This is a genomic window from Pseudomonas caspiana (assembly GCF_040224095.2).
Classification (GTDB): domain Bacteria; phylum Pseudomonadota; class Gammaproteobacteria; order Pseudomonadales; family Pseudomonadaceae; genus Aquipseudomonas; species Aquipseudomonas caspiana.
Genome location: NZ_CP167995.1, coordinates 2820530 through 2843802, shown reverse-complemented (window position 1 = coordinate 2843802; position 23273 = coordinate 2820530). Strand labels below are relative to the sequence as shown.

Sequence of the window (23273 nt, the reverse complement as noted above, 5' to 3'; positions counted from 1 at the left end):
CGCCAAGGCAGCGAGACTCTCATTTCAAGCCGGCAAAGGCAAAGCCGCCGCAATTCTTCACGCCGCCCGAGCGTGGTACTGACGTTGTTTGCCTTCGCTCTTCATACTGAGTACCTCGAAAACGACATACCTGAATCGCGCTGCAACGGTAGGAGCGAACGTGTTCGCGAGATAATGTCCCTGACACACCGCCTCGCCAACAAGTTGCCTCCTACTCTGAAAGCTGAACCTGATGGCGGTTCGCTTGATGGTCATGTCCAGGACTTGAGCCCAATGTGACGGGCACCATTTCAGCACTTGCCGGGTCAGATGGCATTCATGCCACGTGGAGATCGCATCATGCTGGACCGCCCATCCATCGCCCCGGTAGAAGCACTCTTCACGCTCATGGCGCAAAAACGTTTTGTGGTCCTGACCGGAGCAGGCATCAGCACACCTTCAGGTATTCCTGATTATCGGGATAGTGAAGGCGTCAGACGCGGCAAGGCGCCGATGATGTTCCAGGAGTTTCTCGGCTCACCGCAGGCCCGGCGCCGCTATTGGGCAAGGGCAATGCTTGGTTGGCCGCGCGTGCGGATTGCTCAACCCAATGCGGCGCATCGCGCTTTGGCGACGCTGCAATCTCAGCAGTACATCGGCGGGTTGATCACCCAAAACGTCGATACGCTCCACGATCAGGGCGGCAGCACTGACGTCGTTGAGCTGCACGGTAGTCTGCATCGGGTACTTTGTCTGGACTGTGGCGAGCGCTTTGATCGCGCCGCGATTCAACAATTGATGGAGGCGCAGAATCCTTACCTGACTGGCGTCGACGCAGTGCAGGCACCGGATGGCGACACCCTGCTCGACTCTGCCTTCGAATCCCGTTTTCAGGTGCCTAATTGCCCGCATTGCAACGGCCAGCGCCTCAAACCCGACGTGGTGTTTTTCGGCGAGAACGTTGCGCCGCCTACCGCTGCAAAAGCGCTGACCAGCGTGACCCACGCTGACGGTTTGCTGGTGGTGGGCTCTTCACTGATGGCCTACTCGGCATTCCGCTTGTGCAAGGCAATAAGCGAGCAAGGCAAGCCGCTGATCGCCATCAACATCGGCAAAACCCGAGCGGATGAATTGCTGGACCTGAAAATTGAAATGTCGTGCGAGGATTTGTTGCCTGAATTGGTGGAGCGATTGATTGGGCGCGGAGATGTTTGATGCCTGCAATTACCTTTGGGAGCACTCCAGAACCAGATGGGGAAAGATCTAAAACAACCCCAACTGCCCGCCAATCAACGTACTGAAGTCATCATCCACAAATGGCAGGATGGCCTCGGCGATGGGTTGTAGCTGGCGGGTGACGTAATGGTCGTAATCGATCGGCGCGTGCCTGACTTCCAAAGGCTCCGGCCCGGCAACGCTGATGACATAACTGATCCAGCCGCCATTCTGGTACTGCTTGGGGCGACCCAGGCTTGCGTTGTGCTCGTCGGCAAGGCGCGCTGCCCGTACGTGAGGCGGCACGTTACGCTCGTAGTCATCCAGTCGACGCCGCAGCCGCTTGCGATAGATCAGCAAGTCATCCAGCTCACCTGCCACGGTACGACGCACATAGTCGCGGACATAATCCTGATAAGGCCGCCGATGGAAAATCCGCGCGTACAACTCTTGCTGGAATTCCCTGGCCAGCGGCGACCAATCGGTTCGGACCGTTTCCAGACCTTTGTAAACCATTTCATCAGTGCCATCCGCACGCCTGACCAGGCCGGCATAGCGTTTCTTGCTGCCCTCTTCAGCACCGCGAATGGTCGGCATCAGGAACCGTCGAAAGTGCGTCTCGAACTGCAGTTCCAGCGCACTGTCCAGGCCATATTCCTGCAGCAAATGCTCGCTCCACCATTGGTTGACCTGCTGCACCAGCGTGCGGCCAATTCGGGTCGCGTCCTCCTCGCTGTGCAGGCTTTTGAGCCAGACGAACGTGGAGTCAGTGTCGCCGTAGATCACCGTATAGCCCTGGGCTTCGATCAACTGCCGGGTACGGCGCATGATCTCATGGCCGCGCAGAGTGATCGATGATGCGAGCCGCGTATCAAAAAACCGACAGCCACTGGAACCGAGCACACCATAAAAGGCGTTCATGATGATCTTCAATGCCTGGGAAAGCGGCTGGTTGTTCTCCCGTTTGGCGGTCTCACGCCCCTGCCAGACCCGCTCGACAATGGCGGGCAGGCAATGCCGGGTCCGAGAAAATCGCCCGCCGCGAAAACCCGGTACCGAATCTTCGTCAGAGGGATTACGCAAGCCCTCGACCAAGCCCACCGGGTCAATCAGGAAAGTGCGGATGATCGACGGGTACAGGCTCTTGTAGTCCAGGACCAACACCGACTCATACAGTCCCGGCTGCGAATCCATGACAAAGCCACCGGGGCTGGCCTCCGGCATACGCTCGCCAAGGTTGGGCGCCACAAATCCCTGTCGATGCATCAGCGGAATGTACAAGTGACAGAATGCAGCCACTGAGCCGCCGCTGCGGTCAGCAGGTAACCCCGTGACCGAGGCACGTTCCAGCAGAAAGGTCAGCAACTCGGTCTTGGCGAAGATCCGCGTCACCAGTTCGCAGTCCTTGAGGTTGTAACGCGCCAGAGCGGGCTTGTCCTCGGCGAACATGCGGTTGATTTCGTCCATGCGCTGGTAAGGCGTATCGATCGCCTTGCCTTCTCCCAGCAAGGTCTGGGCAACGTTTTCCAGACTGAACGACGGGAAGCTCCAGGTCGCCGAGCGCAGCGCCTCGATGCCGTCGATGATCAGACGCCCGCTGGCATCGGCGAAAAAGTGATTGTTGCGCGATCCATGCTCGCGCCAACCCATGGCCTCCCCACCCCGGCCCAGACGTAACGGCACTTGCAGTCTCTGCGCGTGCTCGTGCAAAACCCGCAAGTCGAACTGCACTACGTTCCAGCCGATGATTGCATCCGGGTCGTGACGTTCAAGCCATTGGTTGAGGCGCTCTAGCAGCAACTTGCGGGTGTCGCAGTATTCGAGTTCGAAGTCGACGTCGCGGTCATCACCATTGGCGGGGCCGAGCATGTAAACCTGACGCTGGCCGCAACCTTCCAGCGCAATGGAATACAACTCGCCTTTTTCCGTGGTTTCGATATCCAGCGACGCCAGGCGCAGTTGCGGCCGGTAATGCTCTGTGGGGCGGATCTGCGCCTCGCACAGCGTGCCATTGCTATCAGCTACACCGCTGAACAGCACGGGGGCAGTAATAAAGCGTTCCATGAGGTAGCGTTCAGGCGGCCGAATGTCTGCTTCGTAGACATCCACCCCGCCTTTGCGCAGAGATTTTTCCAGGTTCATCAGTTGCCGATGCTGCTGGCAATAAACCCCGAGCACCGGACGATGACGGAAATCACACAGGCTCAACTCACGAAGTTCGACCCCGGATTCACTGCGCAACACTGCTTCGGCACGCGCACGCTGTTCGGCAGGAATGAACGCTACTGAAGGTTGCACAGGCAAGCGAATGTGCCGGGGACCGTTATCGGTCGCCAGCCAGAATTCCACCTGCGTACCTTCCGGCGTATCTCGCCAGTGTCGGCTCAGGATAAAGCCCTGCTGCACATCCACCACCACAAACCTCAAAAACCGTCAGGAGCGTGATTCTACTTGGCATTGGCCGGTACGGGGCGACTGATATGCACGACGAAGGCAACAACCAGAGAATCCATAGCTGATCGCTTGCCAATGTCGCTCTCTTGAGGCGATATAGGCACCCTCCTCACTGGATTCATCTTCACCACGGGACGCGACATGTCAGCAGACCAACGCTTCAACCTGATTGCCGAACAGCTTGGTTATAGCTTTGATGGTGAGATCAAGATTGGCGGCAATTATGTGCCCCTGATCCGCCACAACGATGAAATTTACATCAGCGGGCAAATCCCTCGGGTTGGCGACACCGTGGTGGTCACCGGACGGGTGGGTGCCGAGACCACGCTGACTCAAGCGCAATTGGCGGCCAGGGTATGCGCAATGCGCGCTCTGGCTTTGCTGCAACGCAGCACGGGCTCGCTGGACGAGATCAAACGGCTGCTGCGCATGAACCTGTACGTGCAATGCGCTGCGGATTTCACTCAACAAAGCGAAGTGGCCGATGCGGCTTCTGAAGTGTTGTTCTTCGTACTGGGCGATAAGGGCGCACATACTCGCACCTCGATTGGCGTCTACCAGTTACCGAAGAACGCCACCGTCGAGCTTGATCTGATCGCGGGGGTGTAAAGCATGTCCGCACTCAGGATTGAGCGTCTGCAAGGCCGACACGCAGCGTCTTATCGAGACTTGATGCTGGATGCCTATACGCGGCATCCCGAGGCGTTCACTTCTTCCACTGAAGAGCGTGCAGCCCTGCCCTTGTCGTGGTGGCAAAACCGGCTTGATGCTGCACAGGATGCGACGCAAGTGGTGTTTGGCGTCACTGACGGCGACGCCGTCCTCGGTGCTGTCGGGCTGACCTTCAGTAACCGCCAAAGGGCGCGCCACAAGGTTTTGCTGTTTGGCATGTATGTCGTCGCCGAGCAGCAAGGCAAAGGCCTCGGCCAGGCGTTGATCTATGCTGCGCTGGGCTATGCGCGCAGCCGACCGCATGCGTTGCTGGTGCAACTGACCGTCAGTGAAAGCAATACTTCAGCTCGCAGGCTTTACGAGCACAACGGGTTCGAATCCTTTGGTCTGGAGCCACTGGCAGTCGCGACCGAAGCCGGATTTATCTCCAAAGTCCATATGTGGCGAGCGTTACGCGAGATTTGAGACGGGCTCACCGCCTGCAACCTGCGCTCCTGGCCCCGCCAAAGCGCAGGGTTGGTCCCTTCGGTTTTGCTGAACATATGAGAGAAGTGCGCCTGATCGCAAAACCCGCACTCGGCGCTGATCTGCGTGAGAGTCATGTCCGAGTGCTTGATCAACTGCTTGGCTTGCTCGATGCGCTGGTTGCGAATCCAGTCTTGGGGCGACATGCCGGTACTGCGCTTGAATGAGCGCGAGAAATGGCTGCGCGTCAAATCGCAGGACTGAGCCAGAAAAGGCACAGAGACTTTCTTGCTCAGGTCAGCGGTGATGAGTTGTTTGACCAACGCCAGGCGGCTGCTTGAAAGACCACCGGTTACAGGCGCATCAGCCACGTCGTTGACGTTGTGCAGTGGGTTGTCCATGACGATAAAACCTTGCGAAATATCCTTGAGTCCATCTTCGCAGTCGTCAGTTTTCTAACAACCCTCACGGGGGGAGCACAACGGCCATCACGGTGCATGATCAGGACAAATCAGGCTGATATGACGCTGTCGAGCAGCGTACCCAGAACCTGTGGGAGCGATGAGGGCACCGCAGACATCAGGCCTATCGCATCCAGCCTTATCGCGGGCAAGCCTCGCTCCCACAGAGGATTGAAGCAGCCCCCATCACCCAAACTGCTGTCGATACTGACTCGGGGTCAGGCCGAGCCTGTCGCTGAACAGCGAGCGCATGTAACGCACACTGCCAAAGCCACTGCGATGAGCAACCGTCTTGAGCGGCAGCACAGTGGTTTCCAGCAGACTGCGCGCCCTGTCCAGACGGGCGTTCTGGATGAACTCCATTGGCGTCATATTCACCTCACGACTGAACACCCGGGCAAAATGCCGAGGGCTCATGGCCGCCATCGAAGCCAATCGCTCGATTGAGAAATCTTCTTCCAGGTGCTCGATAAGGTAGTTCTGTATCCGGGTAATTGGCGTTTCCTGTGTCGCAACGGTGGCCACCAACGGGCTGAACTGCGCCTGACCGCCCTGCCGTTTCATTACTACCAACAGCACTTTGGCAACGTCCAGCGCGACTTTCTTACCGTGATCCTCAGCTACTAGCGCCAATGCCAGGTCGATACCCGCCGTCACGCCGCCGGACGTCACCAGACGTCGATCCTTGATGTAGATCTGGTCGGTGGTGACCTGCGCAGCCGGGAATCCCTTGATCAGACGCTCGGTGTAATGCCAGTGAGTCGTTACCGTATGACCATCGAGCAAGCCGGCCCTGCCCAGCAAAAAAGCGCCCGTGCAAATTGAACCGTAAAGGGTCGACTCTTGCGCGGCTTGCTGAAGCCACGCCACCAATGGCGGATGGCTGTCGTTATAGGATCCGGGACCACCCGGCACCAGCACTAAATCGAAAGACGTAGGAGCATTTTCAACGCACACGTCCGGATGGACCGTCACTCCGTTCGAGGCGCGAATGGCCGACGCCTGAGTGCCGACGGTCGTCAGTTGATAGTGCCTGGCGGGATCGAGATAGCGGTTAGCGATAGAGAACACCTCCATCGGCCCGGCCATGTCGAGCAGCAGGAAGTCAGGAAACAAAACAATCGCAACGGTCTTCATGGTCTTGCATCGCCCAAATCGAGTTCAATACCCCAAAGCAAAGGCCCGAAACCGACATCGCTTCGGTCTCGGGCCTCGACTCGTGCACATACTACCGTTTTGAGTGATGTTTCGTCGTTGTGGGCTGGCGTGCCAGCCTCAGACTTTCACGACTCAGTCATCGAGTGTTTTAGGGGCACCTTTCGCAGGTTTGCCGGACTTCTCTGCGCCGGGCTTGGCCTCCGGGACAGGAGCAACGGCCGCCGGGGCGGTGGCAGCTTTTTCCTCGGTGGGTAATTGATCAACCGTGGTAAACAGGTCTTTCACAGCAATAGGGCCAAGCTGATCAAGCTTTTTCTCACCGTCCTTGCCCACCAGAACGACTTTGGTTCCCCTGCTCGCCCCCAGTTTCAGCTCTCGTATCAGCGCCATAGTGGCCTGAGGATCAAGGTCTTTACCGTTTCGTTTGCCGATCATGGCAACGACCGTGTAAAGCACCATGTCACGCTCTGCGAAGCCTTTCTGGTTGTCCGGTTCCTTGAGCTCTTTTTGCAGGTTGACCAGCGTCGGGTCCAGAGTGCTCGGTGCGATAACGATCAATGGGCGCGCCTTGCCGCGGTCCTGATTCAGAGGGCTGTCGCTGTCAGCTGCAAGCAGAGGGCCTGCAGAGACAAGCAACGTGGCGAGGGTCAACGACCGGATAAACATAAATGGCTCCTTCAAACCGAGACAGGACACTAGTCGGGCTTTCGACGCTGTTTTAGATGTTTTGTTCTAATCGGGTATAGCTCAAAAGCCTTCGGTACTTTTTATTTAACAGGTGAGGACACCAGTTTCAATCCGACAATGCCGGCCAGAATCAGCAGGAAACACAGAATTCGCAACACACTGCGATCCTCACCCAGCACCAGCATGCCGTAGATCGCCGTGCCCAAAGCGCCGATTCCAACCCACACAGCATAGGCCGTACCCACCGGGATGGTGCGGGTCGCAAGCGAAAGCAGGTACATGCTCAAGCAGATAAAAAAACCGCAGAAAATACTGGGCAGTAGCCGGGTGAAACCGTCGGTGCGGGGCATTACTGCTGCGTAGATGATTTCGCAGGCACCGGCGAATAGCAGAAACATCCAGCTCATCGAACTTCCTTGAATTGGTTTTCTCTAGTTGGCGTTGGGACAAAATAGCGGTGCCAGAGCGGTTGGTGCAAGGTTTGGCGCTGCAGCGACTGAATCCGGACTTGGGACTGGCTTTAGCCCGGAGGAATTTTTTCTGGCCGTGAATGGGCGGCCAATGTACCGGTCCTCCCCCGGCGAAAGCCGGTCCTACGAAATGAAACCCGATTACAGCGGCACCTTCCCACAAGGTTTATCTGTATATCCATACAGATAAACCTTGCCGAAAACGCCCTCACTGCTCATGCTGTGCCCTCATCAAAACCTGTAAGAACGATGGTAACCATGCGGCTGTTTCTGTGCGAAAAACCCTCCCAGGCCAAAGATATCGCCGCTGTATTGGGCGCGAGTCGCCGTGGCGACGGCTGCTGGGTGGGTCCAAATGCTACAGTTACCTGGTGCATCGGCCATCTGCTGGAAACCGCGCCGCCCGACAGCTATGACGCCCGCTACAAACGCTGGGTGCTGGATGACCTGCCCATCGTCCCGGAAAAGTGGAAGATGCTGGTCAAGCCGCGTACCGCCAGCCAGTTCAAAGCAGTCAAGCGCCTGCTGGGTGAAGCATCTGAGCTGATCATCGCCACCGACGCCGACCGCGAGGGTGAAATGATTGCCCGTGAGCTGGTAGACCACTGCCGTTATGGTGGGCCGATCCAGCGTCTTTGGCTTTCGGCACTGGATGACGCATCGATCCGCAAAGCCTTGAATGCGCTGAAGCCCGGGGCCGAAACCTTTAGTCTCTATCACTCGGCTTTGGGTCGCTCGCGGGCGGATTGGCTGATTGGCATGAACATGAGCCGCCTGTTCACCCTGTTGGGCCGACAATCAGGCTATCAGGGCGTTTTGCCAGTCGGCCGCGTGCAAACCCCGACCCTGAGGCTGGTGGTAGATCGGGATCGCAGTATTGCCGACTTTGTTCCTGTCCCGTTCTGGGCCATCGATGTGCAACTGCTCCATGCCGACCAGCCCTTCACTGCCCAGTGGCGCGCCGCAGCGGATGTGTGTGACGACCAGGATCGATGCCTTGACCAGACGATTGCGCAGCAAGCCGCTGAAGCCATGCGCAACGCGGCCAGCGCAAAGCTTCTCAAACTACGGACCGAACGAGTTCGCGAAGCCGCACCGCTGCCTTTCGATCTGGGCACTCTGCAGGAAATCTGTTCGAAAAAGCTTGGTCTGGGTGCTCAGGAAACCCTGGACGTAGCCCAATCGCTGTATGAAACCCATAAGGTCATCACCTACCCGCGCAGCGACTGCGGTTATCTGCCCATCAGCCAGCATAGCGATGCGCCGACGATCATTGCTGCGCTGGGCCGTACAGATCAGACGCTTCACGATCTGCTCAAACATCTTGATCCGACCCGACGTTCAAGAGCGTGGAACGATGCCAAGGTCAGTGCTCACCACGGCATTATCCCCACGGGCGCGGGCAAGTCCCTCGATCAACTGACGGGCAAATACCGCGCCGTGTTTACCTTGATTCGGGCTCGCTACCTTGCGCAATTTCTGCCCAATCATGAATACGATCGTACTCAGGCCGATTTCGACTGTGGCGGCGAAAAGCTTCGCGCTACCGGCAAACTGATCGTCGAGCCGGGCTGGAAACGTGCGCTCCCTGAGGCGTTGGCACCGGCAAAGGGCCGTGAGGCACCTGCGCCACAAGCACTGCCCAAGTTGTCTGAGGGTTTTGATTACCCGGTTGGCAACGTCACCCTCAAAGACCTCTGGACGCAGCCACCCAAGCCGTTCACCGAGGGCGACCTGATCAAGGCGATGAAAAACGTCGCCCGGCTGGTGGAGGATCCGCTGCTCAAACAGAAACTCAAGGACACCACCGGCATCGGCACCGAAGCCACACGGGCCGGGATCATCCAGGGCCTGCTGGATCGCGGCTACCTGACCAAAAACGGTAAAGCCCTGGCCGCGACCCCGGCAGCATTCAGCCTGATCGATGCGGTACCCCGCGCTATCGCCGACCCCGGCACCACGGCCATTTGGGAGCAGGCACTTGATATGGTTCAGGCTGGCGAAATGAGCCTTGAAGAGTTTGTCGCCAAACAGGCTACCTGGATGAGCAAGCAGATTACCCGTTGTATGGGCATGCGCATGGTCATCAGCGCATCCGCCAGCCCTGTCGGAGGCAAGCAGCCCTGGAAGGGCAAACGCAAGACCGCCAAGCGTAAACCAGCGGGAACCGGTGCAACCAAACCGCGACGCACAGCAAAGGCCGCCAGCAAAGTTTGATCGAATACCGGATGCGCGCTGTAACCCATTCACTTGTAAGCAGTTGACGCTCAATTGAATCACCGGTTGAATGGCTACGCCTGCTCACGTAGCGCGCAATCAGCCGCGCTTCCAATTTTAGAGCAGCAATCCAGACAAGGAGGATATCGAGTCAACCGGTTTTGTCGGCCCGCTTCAATCGTGGTGTTGGCTTTTGCCCCACGCTATCGCACATGACACTTGCCCGTCCGGCCGCCTCCTTCATGCATGGCAGTACAGGGCCTCACTATTCAGATGCGCCTGGGTCCGATTGGCTCAGCGGCATTTCTTCAAGGGAATTCAGAATGCCCACAAGACAAGTAATCAACGCCTCGGTCAGCCCGAAAGGCAGCCTCGAAACACTGTCCCAACGGGAAGTACAGCAACTCAGTGCCGCCGGTTCAGGCAGCATTTATACCCTCTTCCGCCAGTGCGCCCTGGCCATCCTCAACACCGGCGCACATGTCGATAACGCCAAGACCATTCTTGAAGCCTACGAGAGCTTTGAAGTCCGTATTCACCAACAGGACCGTGGCGTACGCCTGGAACTCCTCAATGCACCGGCCGATGCATTCGTCGACGGCGAAATGATCGCCAGCACCCGTGAAATGCTGTTCAGCGCCCTGCGCGACATCGTCTACACCGAGAGTGAGCTGGACAGTCAGCGCATTGATCTCGAAAGCTCCCAAGGCATCACCGATTACGTGTTTCACCTGCTGCGCAACGCTCGCACGCTGCGGCCGGGCCTGGAACCGAAGATGGTGGTTTGCTGGGGCGGTCATTCGATCAATACCGAAGAGTACAAATACACCAAGAAGGTTGGCCACGAACTTGGCCTGCGTAGCCTGGACATCTGCACCGGTTGCGGTCCCGGGGTGATGAAAGGCCCGATGAAAGGCGCGACCATCGCTCATGCCAAGCAGCGGATCAATGCAGGCCGTTATCTGGGTCTGACTGAACCGGGCATCATCGCTGCAGAGGCGCCTAACCCGATTGTCAACGAGCTGGTCATCCTGCCCGATATCGAGAAGCGTCTTGAAGCGTTCGTGCGCGTTGGCCACGGCATCATCATTTTTCCGGGGGGCGCCGGCACTGCAGAAGAGTTCCTTTATCTGCTAGGCATCCTCATGCACCCGGACAACCGCGAACTGCCTTTCCCGGTGGTGCTGACCGGTCCGAAAAGCGCAGCGCCGTACCTGGAACAACTGCACGCTTTTGTTGGCGCGACTCTGGGCGAATCGGCTTACAAGCACTACCAGATCATCATCGATGACCCGGCTGAAGTGGCCAGAGAAATGACTGCCGGGCTCAAGACCGTCAAACAGTTCCGCCGCGACCGCAATGACGCGTTCCACTTCAACTGGCTGTTGAAAATCGACGAAGGCTTCCAGCATCCGTTTGATCCGACCCACGAAAACATGGCCTCCTTGCAGTTGAGCCGCTCGCTGCCGCCGCATCAGCTAGCCGCCAATCTGCGTCGCGCGTTCTCGGGGATTGTCGCCGGTAACGTCAAAGACAAAGGCATTCGTCTGATCGAACAACACGGCCCTTATGAAATCCACGGCGACAATGAAATCATGGAGCCTCTTGATCGCCTGCTGCATGCCTTCGTTGAACAGCACCGCATGAAACTGCCCGGCGGCGCGGCGTATGAGCCTTGCTATCGGGTAGTGACGTAACACATAAACGTTGGTTTAAATCCCTCCCTGTAGGAGCGCACGAGCAACGCGAGGCCGCGATGGCGATGTACCAGGGAGACCGCCATCGCGGCCTCGCGTTGCTCGTGCGCTCCTACAGGTCCGTTGTTTGCCACGAAATAGCGCCAGGAACCGCCCCTAACAAACCTGCAGCGGATGTACCGCCTTCTTCCCGGTTTGCGTCAGCACACTCTGCCCTCCCAACCCGGTACAGGACGCCAGCGTCTTGCACACCCCCAACACAATCGCATCGATCTCCTGCTCATTGATCGTCAAGGGTGGCAGCAGGCGAATCGTCTTGCCCCGTGTGACGTTAAGCAGCAGGCCATGCTCGTGCGCGGCAATCGCCGCCAGATTCGGCAATGGCCGGGTCAGCTCGATACCCACCATCAAACCCTTGCCCCGAATCTGCAGTACATCCGGGTGTTCACTCAGGGCAGCGCGCAATCCAGCCAGTAACCGTTCGCCCTGCAACCGAGCGTTACCCAGCAGGTTCTGATCCTTGAGGATGTCCACGACGGTGCAGCCAACCCTGCACGCCAGAGGATTGCCGCCGAACGTACTGCCATGGCTGCCCGGCGTGAACAACTCAGCCGCTTTGCCACGTGCAAGACAGGCGCCGATGGGGATGCCATTGCCCAGGCCTTTGGCCAGGGTCATCACGTCCGGAACGATGCCTTCATGCTGGAAAGCAAACCACTGACCGGTACGGCCCATGCCAGTCTGAATCTCATCCAGCATCAGCAACCAGGCGCGCCGACTGCACAGCTCACGCAAGGCCTTCAGGTAACCCGGTGGAGCTAGTTGCACACCGCTTTCGCCCTGAATGGGTTCCGCCAACACTGCTGTAATGCGATGGCCGTAGGTCTGGCATACCTTGTCCAGCGCCGCTAAATCACCAAATGGCACTTTGACGAAGTCACCCGGTAACGAGTTGAAGCCCAGCCGCACGGCCGGACCGTCACTGGCTGACAAGGTCCCGAGCGTCCGTCCGTGGAAAGCGTTATCCATGACCACGACCAAAGGCTTTTCGATACCTTTGTGCCAGGCGTACAACCGAGCGAGCTTCAGCGCCGTCTCATTGGCTTCAGCTCCGGAGTTGTTGAAGAACGCGCGATCCATGCCGGCCAGACCGGTCAGTTTTTCAGCGAGCTGCTGCTGCCATTGAATGCTGTACAGATTCGAGGTGTGCATCAGCAAGCCTGCCTGTTCACTGATCGCCGCCACCAGCCGGGGATGTGAATGACCCACATTGGTAACCGCCACGCCTGCTACCGCATCCAGATATTCGCGACCCGCCTCGTCCCACAGGCGTGTACCCAGACCGCGAGTAAAACCCAGTGCAAGGGGTTGGTAAGTGCTCATCAGGCTAGTGGCGGTCATGTTTGAAGCTCCATCTCAGGCGTTGTTTTTTCCAGTATCGTTAGCAACCTGAGCTGGATAAACGGCTATTCTCTTCATACATTTTAAAGCTGGGCTTGATAATGGACTTACTCCAGGCAATGTCGGTTTTTGTGAAAGTGGTGGAAACCGGCAGCATGACGGCGGCGGCGCTCGAGTGCGGCATGTCGACCACCATGGTCGGCAACCATTTACGGGCGCTGGAACAGCGGCTGGGCGTCAGTCTGCTTAAACGCACGACCCGTCGGCAGGGCCTCACAGAGTTCGGCGCCACTTACTACCAGCGTTGCGTGGATGTCTTGGCGTTGGTCGCCGACTCCGAGCAACTGGCGGCGCAATCTCAGGATATTCCCCAGGGGACATTGCGGATCACTGCACCTTTCACCTTTGGCTCGGAAAGCCTGGCCCCGGCGCTTAGCGAGTTCATTGACCGTTACCCGCAGATCAAACTGGATATCGTCTGGAGCAACGAGCGAATGGATTTGATCGGCCAGGGGTTCGACGCCGCGATCCGTCTGGGCCGGCTTCATAGCTCAAGCCTGATCGCCAGACCTTTGCAGGACTACACCCTGACCCTGTGCGCCGCGCCGTCTTATCTAAAACGCCGCGGTATCCCCCTCGAGCCCATGGACTTACAGCAGCACGACTGCCTGGCCTTTGCCTATCCGGCGGGTGATGACTGGAGTGCAGCTGAAAAACACTGGCGACTGACCGGTGCGGATGGCGAGGTGCGGGTTCCGGTTAGCGGTCCGATCACCATGAATACGTCTGCCGGTCTGCATAAAGCCGCTCGCGCTGGAGCCGGGATCGTCATGATGCCCGACGCTCTGGTGCGCGAAGATCTGGCCGACGGCAGGCTGATTGCGTTGTTGCCCGATTACCAATTGCCCTGCCGTCCGATGCATTTACTGTATGCCCAGGATCGCTACCGCTCACCAAAATTGCGTAGTTTTGTCGACTTCGTGATGGAGTTGTGGGGGCGTCCGGTGCAAGCGCGGTAGCGTCACGCTCAAAACAGGGCAAACGTTGCTTACCGCACCGCGCTGGCTCGCGGCAACGAGTGGAGCTGCAACAACTGACGAAAAGCTGAGGTGGCGGGATAACCGCTCCCTGCCTTGTCCAACTCTTGTCGGAAATGCTTTCCAAATCAGGCCGTTGTAGCCACTCGCCAGGCTCTATTGAGCAATAGCTTCTGCGCCATCATCAGTCGCTTGACCAGCCGAGAAGACACCAACCGACCCTGAATATAAAAAAATTTACGGTCATTCAAGACAAAATATTTCCGTTCTGGCACTGCCCTGCTACGGTTTTTCCTGAGTCGCTATAAGGGAAAGCCCTGTGATCTCGGGGTTCATCCTCTATTCAAAACGCCACATGCGTAACGACATGCCCTCGAACGAAGAGATTTTTGTCCGACTGCTCGACGATTGACGCCAGTAATGTGACTAAAGTCTCAGCCATCGTTGCAGATAACACGGTATTCATAATATTTCCTTTGTTGCTGTTCAAGGAACGAACCATGACGCCGAGCCCAAACGGTAGCCCTACTCGCCACAAAACTGCTGCGCTTTTCCTCTGGTTTCCACTGGTACCTGCGGCAGCAGGTTGTGCCGCGCTGTTGTTGTCGGCGCCGACGCAGTTGAATATCGGTTTGAGTGCTGCTGTGCTGGCAGTAGGCGTTGCAACCGGGTTATTCGCTGCATCCAGTCAGAATCGTAAACTTCAAGCAGTAAGTCAGGCAGCAGCGCTGTATCAACAGCAAGCTGCGGACAACGCCTCGCTGCAATCCAATGCACAGATCAACGAAGTTCTGCTGGGCGCGATGCCAATCTGGGCCAAGCAGGTAGAAAGCTCGCGCCAGCAGACAGAAACCGCCATCGTTTCGCTGGCCAATCGTTTCACCGGCATATCCTCGCGGCTCCAGGAGACAGTCCACGCGTCTCAACACGCGGCGGGCGATCTGGGCGGAGCAGACACTGATGGTGCCCTGCAGGTTCTCGCGCAGAGCGACAACGACCTGGTTCAGGTCATCAACTCCCTCAAGGCCACCCAGACCAGCCGCGACGAGACTCTCGCGCAGGTTCGCAATCTCACCGCCTACACCGGCGAGCTGCGCACAATGGCCGCCGACGTTGCCGCCATCGCTGCGCAAACCAACTTGCTGGCCCTCAACGCAGCCATCGAAGCCGCCCGTGCTGGCGAGGCTGGTCGTGGTTTTGCGGTGGTTGCCGATGCCGTGCGCAGCCTGTCGAGCAAGTCCAGCGAAACCGGCCAACAGATGTCAGCCAAGGTCGACATCATCAATACCGCTATCACTCAGTTGGTACAGGCAGCCTCCAGCGGCGCCGATCAGGACAGCAACTCGGTGTCGAACTCGGAAAGCAGCATTCAGCGTGTTCTGGAGCGTTTCAAAAGCGTCACCGAGCGCCTCGGCGAATCAGCCGAAATGCTTCAGCAGGAAAGCTTTGGTATCCGTGACGAAATGACTGAAGTGCTGGTCAGCCTGCAATTTCAGGATCGGGTCAGCCAGATCCTGACTCACGTACGAGACAACATTGACGACCTGCATGCCCATCTTCAGCAAGCCACGCAGGCACCCGATCAGGCATTGACGATTGATGCGCGCAGTTGGCTGGCACGTATGGAGGCGACCTACGCCACCGACGAGCAGCGCGACACGCACCATGGCAGCAGCGCCGGTCAGCAGAATTCCCAGGAAATAACCTTCTTTTAGGAGAGCCTCATGGCTAAAAATGTATTGGTTGTCGACGACTCCAGCAGCGTTCGTCAAGTGGTCGGCATTGCTCTGAAAAGCGCCGGTTACGACGTCATCGAAGCCAGCGACGGCCGTGATGCATTGAGCAAGCTCAATGGCCAGAAAGTGCACCTGATCATCAGCGACGTAAACATGCCAAACATGGATGGCATCACGTTCGTCAAAGAGGTGAAGAAGCTGCCGAACTACAAGTTCACGCCAATCATCATGCTGACCACCGAGTCTCAGGAATCGAAAAAGATGGAAGGTCAGGCTGCGGGTGCCAAAGCCTGGGTAGTCAAACCCTTCCAGCCAGCACAAATGCTGGCCGCGGTTTCCAAGCTGATCCTGCCCTGATTTGCCTGTTACTTGATGCCTGATACCGGGAGGTTGCGATGCCGCTTGCATGCGAAGTACTCAATGACACGGCACACGTGAACATCGACGGTGAGCTGACTATCTATACCGCCTCGGAGTTGTCCGCCCAACTGCTGCCCCGGCTGGGCGCAACGCCGCAGATGGAGATCGATCTGTCGCAGATCACCGAAATGGACGGCGCAGGCTTGCAACTGCTGATCATGATCACGCGCGAGGCCTCTAAAGCCGGGACCGCGCTGACCTTGACCGGCCACAGCAAAGCGGTACTGGAAACCCTGCAATTGAGTGGCATGGCACCGACGGTTTAATCACCCTCTTGCCCAGCCACGGCCTCCACGAGAAAAGGAACTGAGCGTGAGCATCAATCTCGACCAGGCATTACAAACGTTCATCGTCGAGGCTCGCGAGCTGTTGGAGGCGATGGAAGAGTCATTGCTGCAACTGGAATGCGAACCCGGTGACGCCGACGCCATCGGCGCAATCTTTCGTGCTGCGCATACCATCAAGGGCTCGGCCGGTCTGTTTGGACTGGACCCGATTGTCAGCTTCACGCATATCGTCGAAGACGTACTGGATCGCCTGCGCGAAGGCTGCGTTGCGGCTGACGCCGGCCTGATCGCTGTGCTGTTGAAGTCCGGCGATCATATGCTCGAATTGATTGAGGTCGTCGCCAGCCAAGGCGGCCAACTGCAAGCTCCGGCTGTGGCCCGGGAGGCCGAGCTGCGCAAAAAACTGCAGGCTTACCAGGCACCCGCCGGCGTCAGCAGCGATGAGCTGGAAGTCATCCCGGACGCAGAAACCCACACCGAACAAACCAGTGCTGTGCTTTGGCATATTTCCCTGCGTTTCGGTCATGACGTATTTCGCAATGGCATGGATCCCTTGTCGTTCCTTCGCTTCCTGAACACGCTGGGTGAAATCGTCACGGTGCAGACACTGACCGATAATTTGCCGGCCCTCGAAGCCTGGGATGCGGAGTCCTGCTATCTGGGATTCGAAATCGACTTTCATTCCAGTGCAACACACGCAGCCATTAATGAAGTCTTTGATTTTGTCCGCGACGAATGCCAGGTGGAAATCACCAGAGCGGACTCGCAGGGGCAGCAGGACCAGATCGGTACTGAACTGATCTCCCAGGCGTCAGACACCCCTGAGCAAGGCACAGCAATGGTGGCCATAGGCGAGTTGCTGGAGGACCAGCGCGCTGTGCCGCGTGTTCCGGCCAATGTCGCCAATGAAAAACAACTGTCCAGTGACAAGCCAGCGGAAAGCAAAGGTAAAGATGGTCGGTACGTGCGAGTCAACGCCGACAAGCTCGACGAGCTGATCAATCTGGTGGGTGAGCTGGTGATTGCCAGCGCTGGCGCCACCCTGCTCGCCCGCACTTGCGACAACGACCCGCTGCAAGAGTCCACCTCGACAGTCTCCGGGCTGGTAGAGGAAATCCTCGACGGTGCCCTGCGGCTGCGGATGATCCCCATCGGCGACACGTTCAATCGTTTCCGTCGGGTAGTCCGGGACGTGAGCCAGGAACTGGGTAAAGACATTGATCTGATTATCAGCGGTGCGGAAACCGAACTGGATAAAACCGTCGTCGAGAAAATCGGCGACCCGCTGATGCACTTGCTGCGCAACGCCATGGATCACGGCATTGAAAGCGCTGAAGCACGGCTTGCTGCAGGCAAGCCTGCCAAGGGCCACTTACACCTGAACGCCTATCACGACTCAGGCAGCATCGTGCTGGAGATCGCCGACGATGGCGCGGGACTGAATCGCGACCGGATCCTTGAAAAGGCCCAGGAACGCGGCTTGATCGCGCCCGGTGCGACCCTCAGCGATCAGGAAATCTACAACCTGATTTTCGAAGCAGGCTTCTCTACTGCTCAAGCTGTCACCAACCTGTCCGGGCGTGGCGTCGGTATGGACGTTGTGAAACGCAACATTACTTTGTTGCGCGGGACCGTCGATCTGGACAGCAAACCGGGTCAAGGCACCGTGATCCGCATTCGCCTGCCACTGACGCTGGCAATCATCAATGGCTTCCTGGTCGGTATCGGCCAGTCTACTTATGTGATTCCTCTGGACATGGTCCAGGAGTGCGTCGAACTCAGTGAAGGTGACCGCCAGATCAGCCGCGAACAAGGTTATCTGGACCTTCGCGGCGAAGTCCTGCCGCTGGTCTACCTGCGTGACCACTTCCACCACGACGGCCCTGCCGCCCGCCGCCAGAACGTCGTAGTGGTGCGTTATGCAGAACACAAAGCCGGACTGGTCGTGGACGACCTGCTGGGTGAGTTCCAGACCGTTATCAAACCGTTGGGCAAGCTGTTCGGCGCACTGCGCGGTATCAGCGGCTCAACCATTCTGGGCAGTGGCGCGGTCGCATTGATTCTCGATGTTCCGGCTTTGCTCAGCCAAATCGTACACCTTGAAACACGCTACACCGCCAATCCAGCCCAATCGCCCGCAACTGCCCGTTGATGCACATGCATGTCCATGGAGGTAACACCCGATGAAATGGTTTTACGATCTGAAGATCGCCACGAAGTTGATCGCTTCATTTCTCACGGTGCTCGCCCTCACCGCAGTTATGGGCGTGTTTTCCATTATCCAGCTGGGTCAGGTAAACGACACCGCCAGCGAGATTCGCGATAACTGGATGCCGTCGATGCGCGCCGCCTCTGGCATGCGTTTCTTCGCGGCAAATTATCGCATCAAGGAAAACCGCCATGTGGCGGCGCTCTCCATGGATGACAAAAATATGATTGCGCAGGAAGCTGCTGCGGAGAGGAAGCAGTTCGAAACTCGCCTGGAGACCTACGAAAAACTGTTGAGCAACGATGAGGATCGCCGCCTCTTCACCATCACCAAAAATGACTGGGCGGGTTATCTGGCAGTCAGCAAAGACTTGCAGGCTCTGTCCAACCAGAGCCGCGAAGATGAAGCGCGTGCCATGCTGGCTGGCGAGTCCAAGCGTCAATTCGATCTGGTCACGAGTGACCTGCAAAAGCTGGTAGAGCTTAATGACGCCGGTGCAGAAGCTGCCAGTCAGCGCGGTGACGCGCTTTACGACAGTGCGCGGGTCTCCATCATCGGCGTATTGATCGCGGCGCTGGTCATCGGCCTGGGTCTGGCGCTGTTCATCTCGCGGATCATTTCCCGGCCGTTGAAAGAAGCCGCCCTGGTTGCCGAGCAATTGTCTGAAGGCAACCTGAACGTGCGTATCGAAGCCGGATCGAAAGACGAAACCGGCATGGTGATCAACGCCATGCAGAACATGGTTGGCAAGCTGTCGCACATCATCGGTGAAGTACGTAATGCCGCCGACAACCTGGCCAGCGCCTCGGAAGAGGTCAGCGCCACCGCTCAGTCCATGAGCCAGGCCACCAGCGAACAAGCGGCAAGCGTCGAAGAAACCAGCGCCTCCATCGAGCAGATGAGCGCCAGCATCAATCAGAACACCGAAAACGCCAAAGTCACCGATGGCATGGCCAGCAAGGCTGCCAAGGAAGCCACCGACGGCGGCGAGTCCGTACAGCAGACCGTTGTGGCCATGAAGAAAATTGCCCAGCGCATCAGCATCATTGACGACATCGCCTACCAGACCAACCTGTTGGCCCTCAACGCAGCCATCGAAGCGGCGCGTGCCGGTGAACATGGCAAAGGCTTCGCAGTGGTTGCCGCTGAAGTTCGCAAACTCGCGGAGCGCAGCCAGGTAGCCGCTCAAGAAATTGGCGAGCTGTCTTCCAGCAGTGTCGACATGGCAGAAAAAGCCGGCAACCTGCTCAACGAAATGGTGCCGTCGATCAACAAGACTTCGGATCTGGTCCAGGAAATCAGCGCTGCCTCGGAAGAGCAGGCTGCCGGTGTTGCGCAGATCAATACGGCAATGACCCAGCTCAACTCGGTCACTCAGCAAAACGCTTCGAGCAGCGAAGAACTCGCCGCCACTGCGGAAGAAATGAGCAGCCAGGCTGAGCAACTGCAACAGGCCATGAGCTTCTTCACCCTGGACGCAGCGCCAAAATCGGCCACTCAACCTGCGAAGTACGACGGATCCTCGGGCTCTTCAAGCCGCAAGCCATCCCGTCCGGCTCCGCAAACGCCGCAAAAATCGTTTGCGTACAACATGGCAAGCACTCCGGATGAATCCGAGTTCACTCGATTCTGAGCGGATCTTCCCACTCGCTTGCCTTGAAGGAGACAGACATGGGCGCTATCGCTACGACACGACAAAACGCGGCGGTCGTTGAAGAACAGGAGCAGTACCTGACGTTCATGCTCGGCACCGAGATGTTCGCCATTGGCATCCTCGGTATCAAGGAAATCATCGAGTACGGCAATCTGACCGTCGTGCCGATGATGCCGGCCTTTGTTCGCGGGGTGATCAACCTGCGCGGTGCAGTGGTCCCGGTAGTGGATTTGTCGGCGCGTTTTGGCCGCCCCAACTCGGCAACTACCCGTCGCAGTTGCGTGGTGATCATCGAAGCCAGCACAGCAGATGGTCAGGCTCAGGATATCGGTCTACTGGTGGATACCGTGTCGGCCGTCATGGACATTCCCGCTTCGCAGATTGAACCGCCACCGAGCTTCGGCGCGAAAATACGCGCCGACTTCATCAGCGGCATGGCCAAGGTCGATGGCAAGTTCGTCATCGTCCTGGAAGTTGGCCAGGTCCTGTCCATCGACGAAATGTCGAGGCTGGCTGAAGTCGATCAGATTCCGGCTATCGAAGCCGAACAACGCTGATCAGGGACGGGCAGAAATCGTGAACGGAACAGTGCTCAACGACAGGGAATTCAGCCAGTTTCAGTCCTGGTTGTACGGGGCTGCGGGCATCAGCCTGTCGCCTGCAAAAAAGGCACTGGTCGCGGGCCGCCTGTTCAAGCGGCTCAAGCACTATGGGCTGGAAAGCTACGGCGAATACTTCAAGCTGATCATGAGTGGCCAGCGCAGCGACGAACTGCAGGTCGCGCTGGATTTACTCACCACCAACGAAACGTACTTCTTCCGCGAACCCAAGCACTTCGATTTTCTGCGCCAGCACGTCTTGCCCAAAGCGACTCCGGGCAAGACTTTCCGGGTGTGGAGTGCCGCAAGCTCTTCGGGCGAAGAACCCTACAGTCTGGCGATGACCCTGGCCGAAAGCCTGGGCACCACGCCATGGGAAATCATTGGTTCGGATATCAGCAGCCAGGTGCTCGCCAAAGCTCGCGCCGGGCATTACCCTATGGAGCGCGCCACCAACCTGCCGGTACCTTTGCTGCACAAGTATTGCCTCAAGGGCATTGGCAATCAGCACGGTACTTTCCTGGTGGATCGGGGGCTGCGCAACCGGGTCAACTTTATTCAGGTCAATCTAAATGAGGCCTTGCCGGAACTCGGCGAGTTCGACGTGATCTTTCTTCGTAACGTGATGATTTATTTTGACCAGGAGACCAAGATCAAGGTTGTTGCCCGTTTGCTCCCGCGCCTCAAGTCCGGGGGGTATTTCATTGTCAGCCATTCAGAAAGCCTCAACGGCGTCAGCGATGCAATGAAACTGGTAGCACCCTCGATCTATCGCAAGCCATGAACACCACCGTTGACGAAGTCTTTCTGGCACCCGGCGATTTTCACTTCGCAACAAGCCCTACCCGCATCCGCACGATTCTCGGCTCCTGTGTGGGCATCACACTTTGGCACCCGACGCGCAAGATTGGCGCCATGTGCCACTTCATGCTGCCGAGCCGCACCCATCGATGCGGTGTGCTGAACGGCAAGTACGCTGACGAAGCGATCGAGCTTTTTATCGAGCAAGCCAAAGCACACCGCACGGCACCCGAGGACTATCAACTCAAGCTGTTCGGTGGCGGTGAAATGTTTCCCAACCACAAGCGCGGCGTGCATTACAGCGACGTCGCGCGGATGAACATCAGTGCCGCGCTGGAGCTTGCCGATAGCCATAACCTGGACCTGATTGCACAGGATATGGGCAGCACGGGCTACCGCAACGTCATTTTCGAACTCAGCAACGGACATGTGTGGGTCAGGCACAAACCAATAAGGACAAGCACGGAACATGGCGACGAAAAAAATAAGCGTACTGCTAGTCGATGACTCGGCGGTAGTTCGTCAAGTTCTGCTGGGCATTCTTAACGACACACCTGACATTCATGTCATGGGTGCAGCTTCTGATCCGATCTTCGCCATGGATAAACTGGCCAAAGAATGGCCGGACGTGATCGTAATGGACATAGAAATGCCCCGCATGGACGGCATTACTTTCCTTAAGAAAATCATGAGCGAGCGCCCCACTCCCGTGGTGATCTGCTCGTCCCTGACCCAGAAAGGCGCGGAAACCAGCCTGCAGGCAATGTCTGCTGGCGCTGTTGAAGTCATTACCAAACCGACTACAGGCCTGAAAAACTTCCTGCTGGAGTCTGCTGCCGAACTGGTAGGCGCTATTCGCGCTGCGGCCAACGCCAACGTCAAGAATCTTGGCAGACGGGCCCCTGCTCCGGTGCTGACTCCGGCCACACGACTGAGCGCCGATGCCATCCTGCCAGCCTTGCAGGGTCACGCGATGGCTCAGACCACCGAGCGCATTGTGGCGCTGGGTACCTCGACCGGAGGCACGCAGGCCCTGGAGGCGGTATTGACCGCACTGCCGCGGGTCTGCCCGGGTATCGTCATCGTTCAGCACATGCCGGAAAAATTTACCGCGTCTTTCGCAGAGCGTCTCAATGGCCTGTGCCAGATCGAAGTACGTGAGGCAAAAAACAACGACCGCATCTTGCCGGGCCTTGCCTTGATCGCACCCGGCGGCAAACACATGATGGTCACCCGTAGCGGTGCGTTCTATCACGTTCAGGTAGTGGACGGTCCGCTGGTCAATCGGCATCGCCCGTCAGTGGATGTGCTGTTTCGCTCAGTGGCCAAATTCGCTGGCAAGAACGCCACAGGCATCATCATGACCGGCATGGGGGATGACGGCGCCAGAGGGCTCAGGGAAATGCTCGATGTCGGCAGTGCCACAGTCGCTCAGGACGAAGCAACGTGTGTGGTGTTCGGCATGCCCAAGGAAGCGATAAAACTGAACGCCGCGCAACGCATCATGCCGCTGCATGAAATTCAGCACGCGATCTTGCACAAATAGGGTTTTTCTAACGCTCTCATGCGGTTTTGCAGCTTGCCCTGCGAAACTCGGTCTACGATGCTACGTGCAGACTGTCAGGCCGCCCTACGCCGACTCGGGTCGTCTCGG

At 57.7% G+C, this 23273-nt stretch carries 21 protein-coding genes; 15 read left to right on the top strand and 6 right to left on the bottom strand.

The features are described 5' to 3' along the window. Positions 1-339: 339 nt before the first annotated feature. Positions 340-1194 (top strand): NAD-dependent protein deacetylase, encoded by an 855-nt coding sequence (locus ABRP31_RS13035; protein ID WP_349971979.1) that lies wholly within the window; start codon positions 340-342, stop codon positions 1192-1194. Positions 1195-1242: 48 nt separating this feature from the next. Here ABRP31_RS13035 and ABRP31_RS13030 read toward each other — a convergent pair whose 3' ends face one another. After that, positions 1243-3606, bottom strand: coding sequence for a DNA polymerase II (locus ABRP31_RS13030; RefSeq protein WP_349971977.1), 2364 nt, complete (start codon positions 3604-3606; stop codon positions 1243-1245). Between the two features lie 183 nt (positions 3607-3789). On the opposite strand from ABRP31_RS13030, the gene ABRP31_RS13025 reads away from it, so the two are divergent. Together ABRP31_RS13025 and ABRP31_RS13020 are read left to right on the top strand one after the other, a co-directional pair. Further along, on the top strand, positions 3790-4257 hold the full coding sequence (locus ABRP31_RS13025; RefSeq protein ID WP_087273432.1) for a RidA family protein: 468 nt from the start codon (positions 3790-3792) through the stop codon (positions 4255-4257). 3 nt (positions 4258-4260) lie between these two features. Further along, positions 4261-4785: a GNAT family N-acetyltransferase gene (locus ABRP31_RS13020; RefSeq protein ID WP_349971976.1), complete on the top strand. Its 525-nt coding sequence runs from the start codon at positions 4261-4263 to the stop codon at positions 4783-4785. On the opposite strand, the gene ABRP31_RS13015 is transcribed toward ABRP31_RS13020, so the two are convergent. The 4 genes from ABRP31_RS13015 to ABRP31_RS13000 all read right to left on the bottom strand — a co-directional run bounded on the left by ABRP31_RS13015 (position 4677) and on the right by ABRP31_RS13000 (position 7498). Next, positions 4677-5186 carry an AraC family transcriptional regulator gene (locus ABRP31_RS13015; protein WP_349971975.1) on the bottom strand — a complete coding sequence of 170 codons (510 nt, stop codon included), beginning with the start codon at positions 5184-5186 and terminating at the stop codon, positions 4677-4679. The genes ABRP31_RS13020 and ABRP31_RS13015 overlap by 109 nt on opposite strands. A 246-nt stretch (positions 5187-5432) precedes the next feature. Next, complete coding sequence (locus ABRP31_RS13010; protein ID WP_349971974.1) at positions 5433-6383, bottom strand: GlxA family transcriptional regulator; 951 nt, start codon at positions 6381-6383, stop codon at positions 5433-5435. Between the two features lie 153 nt (positions 6384-6536). After that, entirely contained in the window at positions 6537-7070 is a 534-nt protein-coding gene (locus ABRP31_RS13005) for a DUF4174 domain-containing protein (protein ID WP_087273425.1), read from the bottom strand. A 101-nt stretch (positions 7071-7171) separates the two neighbouring features. Continuing rightward, positions 7172-7498, bottom strand: coding sequence for a multidrug efflux SMR transporter (locus ABRP31_RS13000; protein WP_087273423.1), 327 nt, complete (start codon positions 7496-7498; stop codon positions 7172-7174). A 321-nt stretch (positions 7499-7819) separates the two neighbouring features. Here ABRP31_RS13000 and ABRP31_RS12995 point away from each other — a divergent pair, with 321 nt between their 5' ends. Beyond that, on the top strand, positions 7820-9778 hold the full coding sequence (locus ABRP31_RS12995) for a DNA topoisomerase III (RefSeq protein WP_349971973.1): 1959 nt from the start codon (positions 7820-7822) through the stop codon (positions 9776-9778). A 323-nt stretch (positions 9779-10101) separates the two neighbouring features. After that, positions 10102-11475, top strand: a complete 1374-nt coding sequence (ppnN, locus tag ABRP31_RS12990; RefSeq protein WP_087273420.1) for a nucleotide 5'-monophosphate nucleosidase PpnN — start codon at positions 10102-10104, stop codon at positions 11473-11475. A 156-nt stretch (positions 11476-11631) separates the two neighbouring features. Here ppnN and ABRP31_RS12985 read toward each other — a convergent pair whose 3' ends face one another. Then, on the bottom strand, positions 11632-12876 hold the full coding sequence (locus ABRP31_RS12985) for an aspartate aminotransferase family protein (protein WP_349971972.1): 1245 nt from the start codon (positions 12874-12876) through the stop codon (positions 11632-11634). Between the two features lie 101 nt (positions 12877-12977). Between ABRP31_RS12985 and ABRP31_RS12980 the strand changes: the two genes are divergently transcribed. The 10 genes from ABRP31_RS12980 to ABRP31_RS12935 all read left to right on the top strand — a co-directional run bounded on the left by ABRP31_RS12980 (position 12978) and on the right by ABRP31_RS12935 (position 23165). Beyond that, entirely contained in the window at positions 12978-13895 is a 918-nt protein-coding gene (locus ABRP31_RS12980) for a LysR family transcriptional regulator (protein ID WP_087274646.1), read from the top strand. A 518-nt stretch (positions 13896-14413) separates the two neighbouring features. Continuing rightward, positions 14414-15628 (top strand): methyl-accepting chemotaxis protein, encoded by a 1215-nt coding sequence (locus ABRP31_RS12975; protein ID WP_349971971.1) that lies wholly within the window; start codon positions 14414-14416, stop codon positions 15626-15628. A gap of 9 nt (positions 15629-15637) precedes the next feature. After that, positions 15638-16006 (top strand): response regulator, encoded by a 369-nt coding sequence (locus ABRP31_RS12970; RefSeq protein ID WP_122664303.1) that lies wholly within the window; start codon positions 15638-15640, stop codon positions 16004-16006. 38 nt (positions 16007-16044) lie between these two features. Continuing rightward, a complete protein-coding gene (locus ABRP31_RS12965; RefSeq protein WP_349971970.1) occupies positions 16045-16335 on the top strand; it encodes an STAS domain-containing protein in 291 nt (96 codons plus the stop codon). Between the two features lie 46 nt (positions 16336-16381). Then, positions 16382-18508, top strand: coding sequence for a chemotaxis protein CheA (locus ABRP31_RS12960; protein ID WP_349971968.1), 2127 nt, complete (start codon positions 16382-16384; stop codon positions 18506-18508). Positions 18509-18539: 31 nt separating this feature from the next. After that, positions 18540-20198 carry a methyl-accepting chemotaxis protein gene (locus tag ABRP31_RS12955; RefSeq protein WP_349971967.1) on the top strand — a complete coding sequence of 553 codons (1659 nt, stop codon included), beginning with the start codon at positions 18540-18542 and terminating at the stop codon, positions 20196-20198. A 38-nt stretch (positions 20199-20236) separates the two neighbouring features. Then, complete coding sequence (locus ABRP31_RS12950) at positions 20237-20776, top strand: chemotaxis protein CheW (protein ID WP_087274635.1); 540 nt, start codon at positions 20237-20239, stop codon at positions 20774-20776. 19 nt (positions 20777-20795) lie between these two features. Continuing rightward, positions 20796-21602, top strand: coding sequence for a protein-glutamate O-methyltransferase CheR (locus ABRP31_RS12945; RefSeq protein WP_193441885.1), 807 nt, complete (start codon positions 20796-20798; stop codon positions 21600-21602). Continuing rightward, entirely contained in the window at positions 21599-22126 is a 528-nt protein-coding gene (gene cheD / locus ABRP31_RS12940) for a chemoreceptor glutamine deamidase CheD (RefSeq protein WP_087274633.1), read from the top strand. The genes ABRP31_RS12945 and cheD overlap by 4 nt, the downstream gene beginning before the upstream one ends. Further along, positions 22089-23165 carry a chemotaxis response regulator protein-glutamate methylesterase gene (locus tag ABRP31_RS12935; RefSeq protein ID WP_349971966.1) on the top strand — a complete coding sequence of 359 codons (1077 nt, stop codon included), beginning with the start codon at positions 22089-22091 and terminating at the stop codon, positions 23163-23165. The genes cheD and ABRP31_RS12935 overlap by 38 nt, the downstream gene beginning before the upstream one ends. Positions 23166-23273 lie beyond the last annotated feature (108 nt).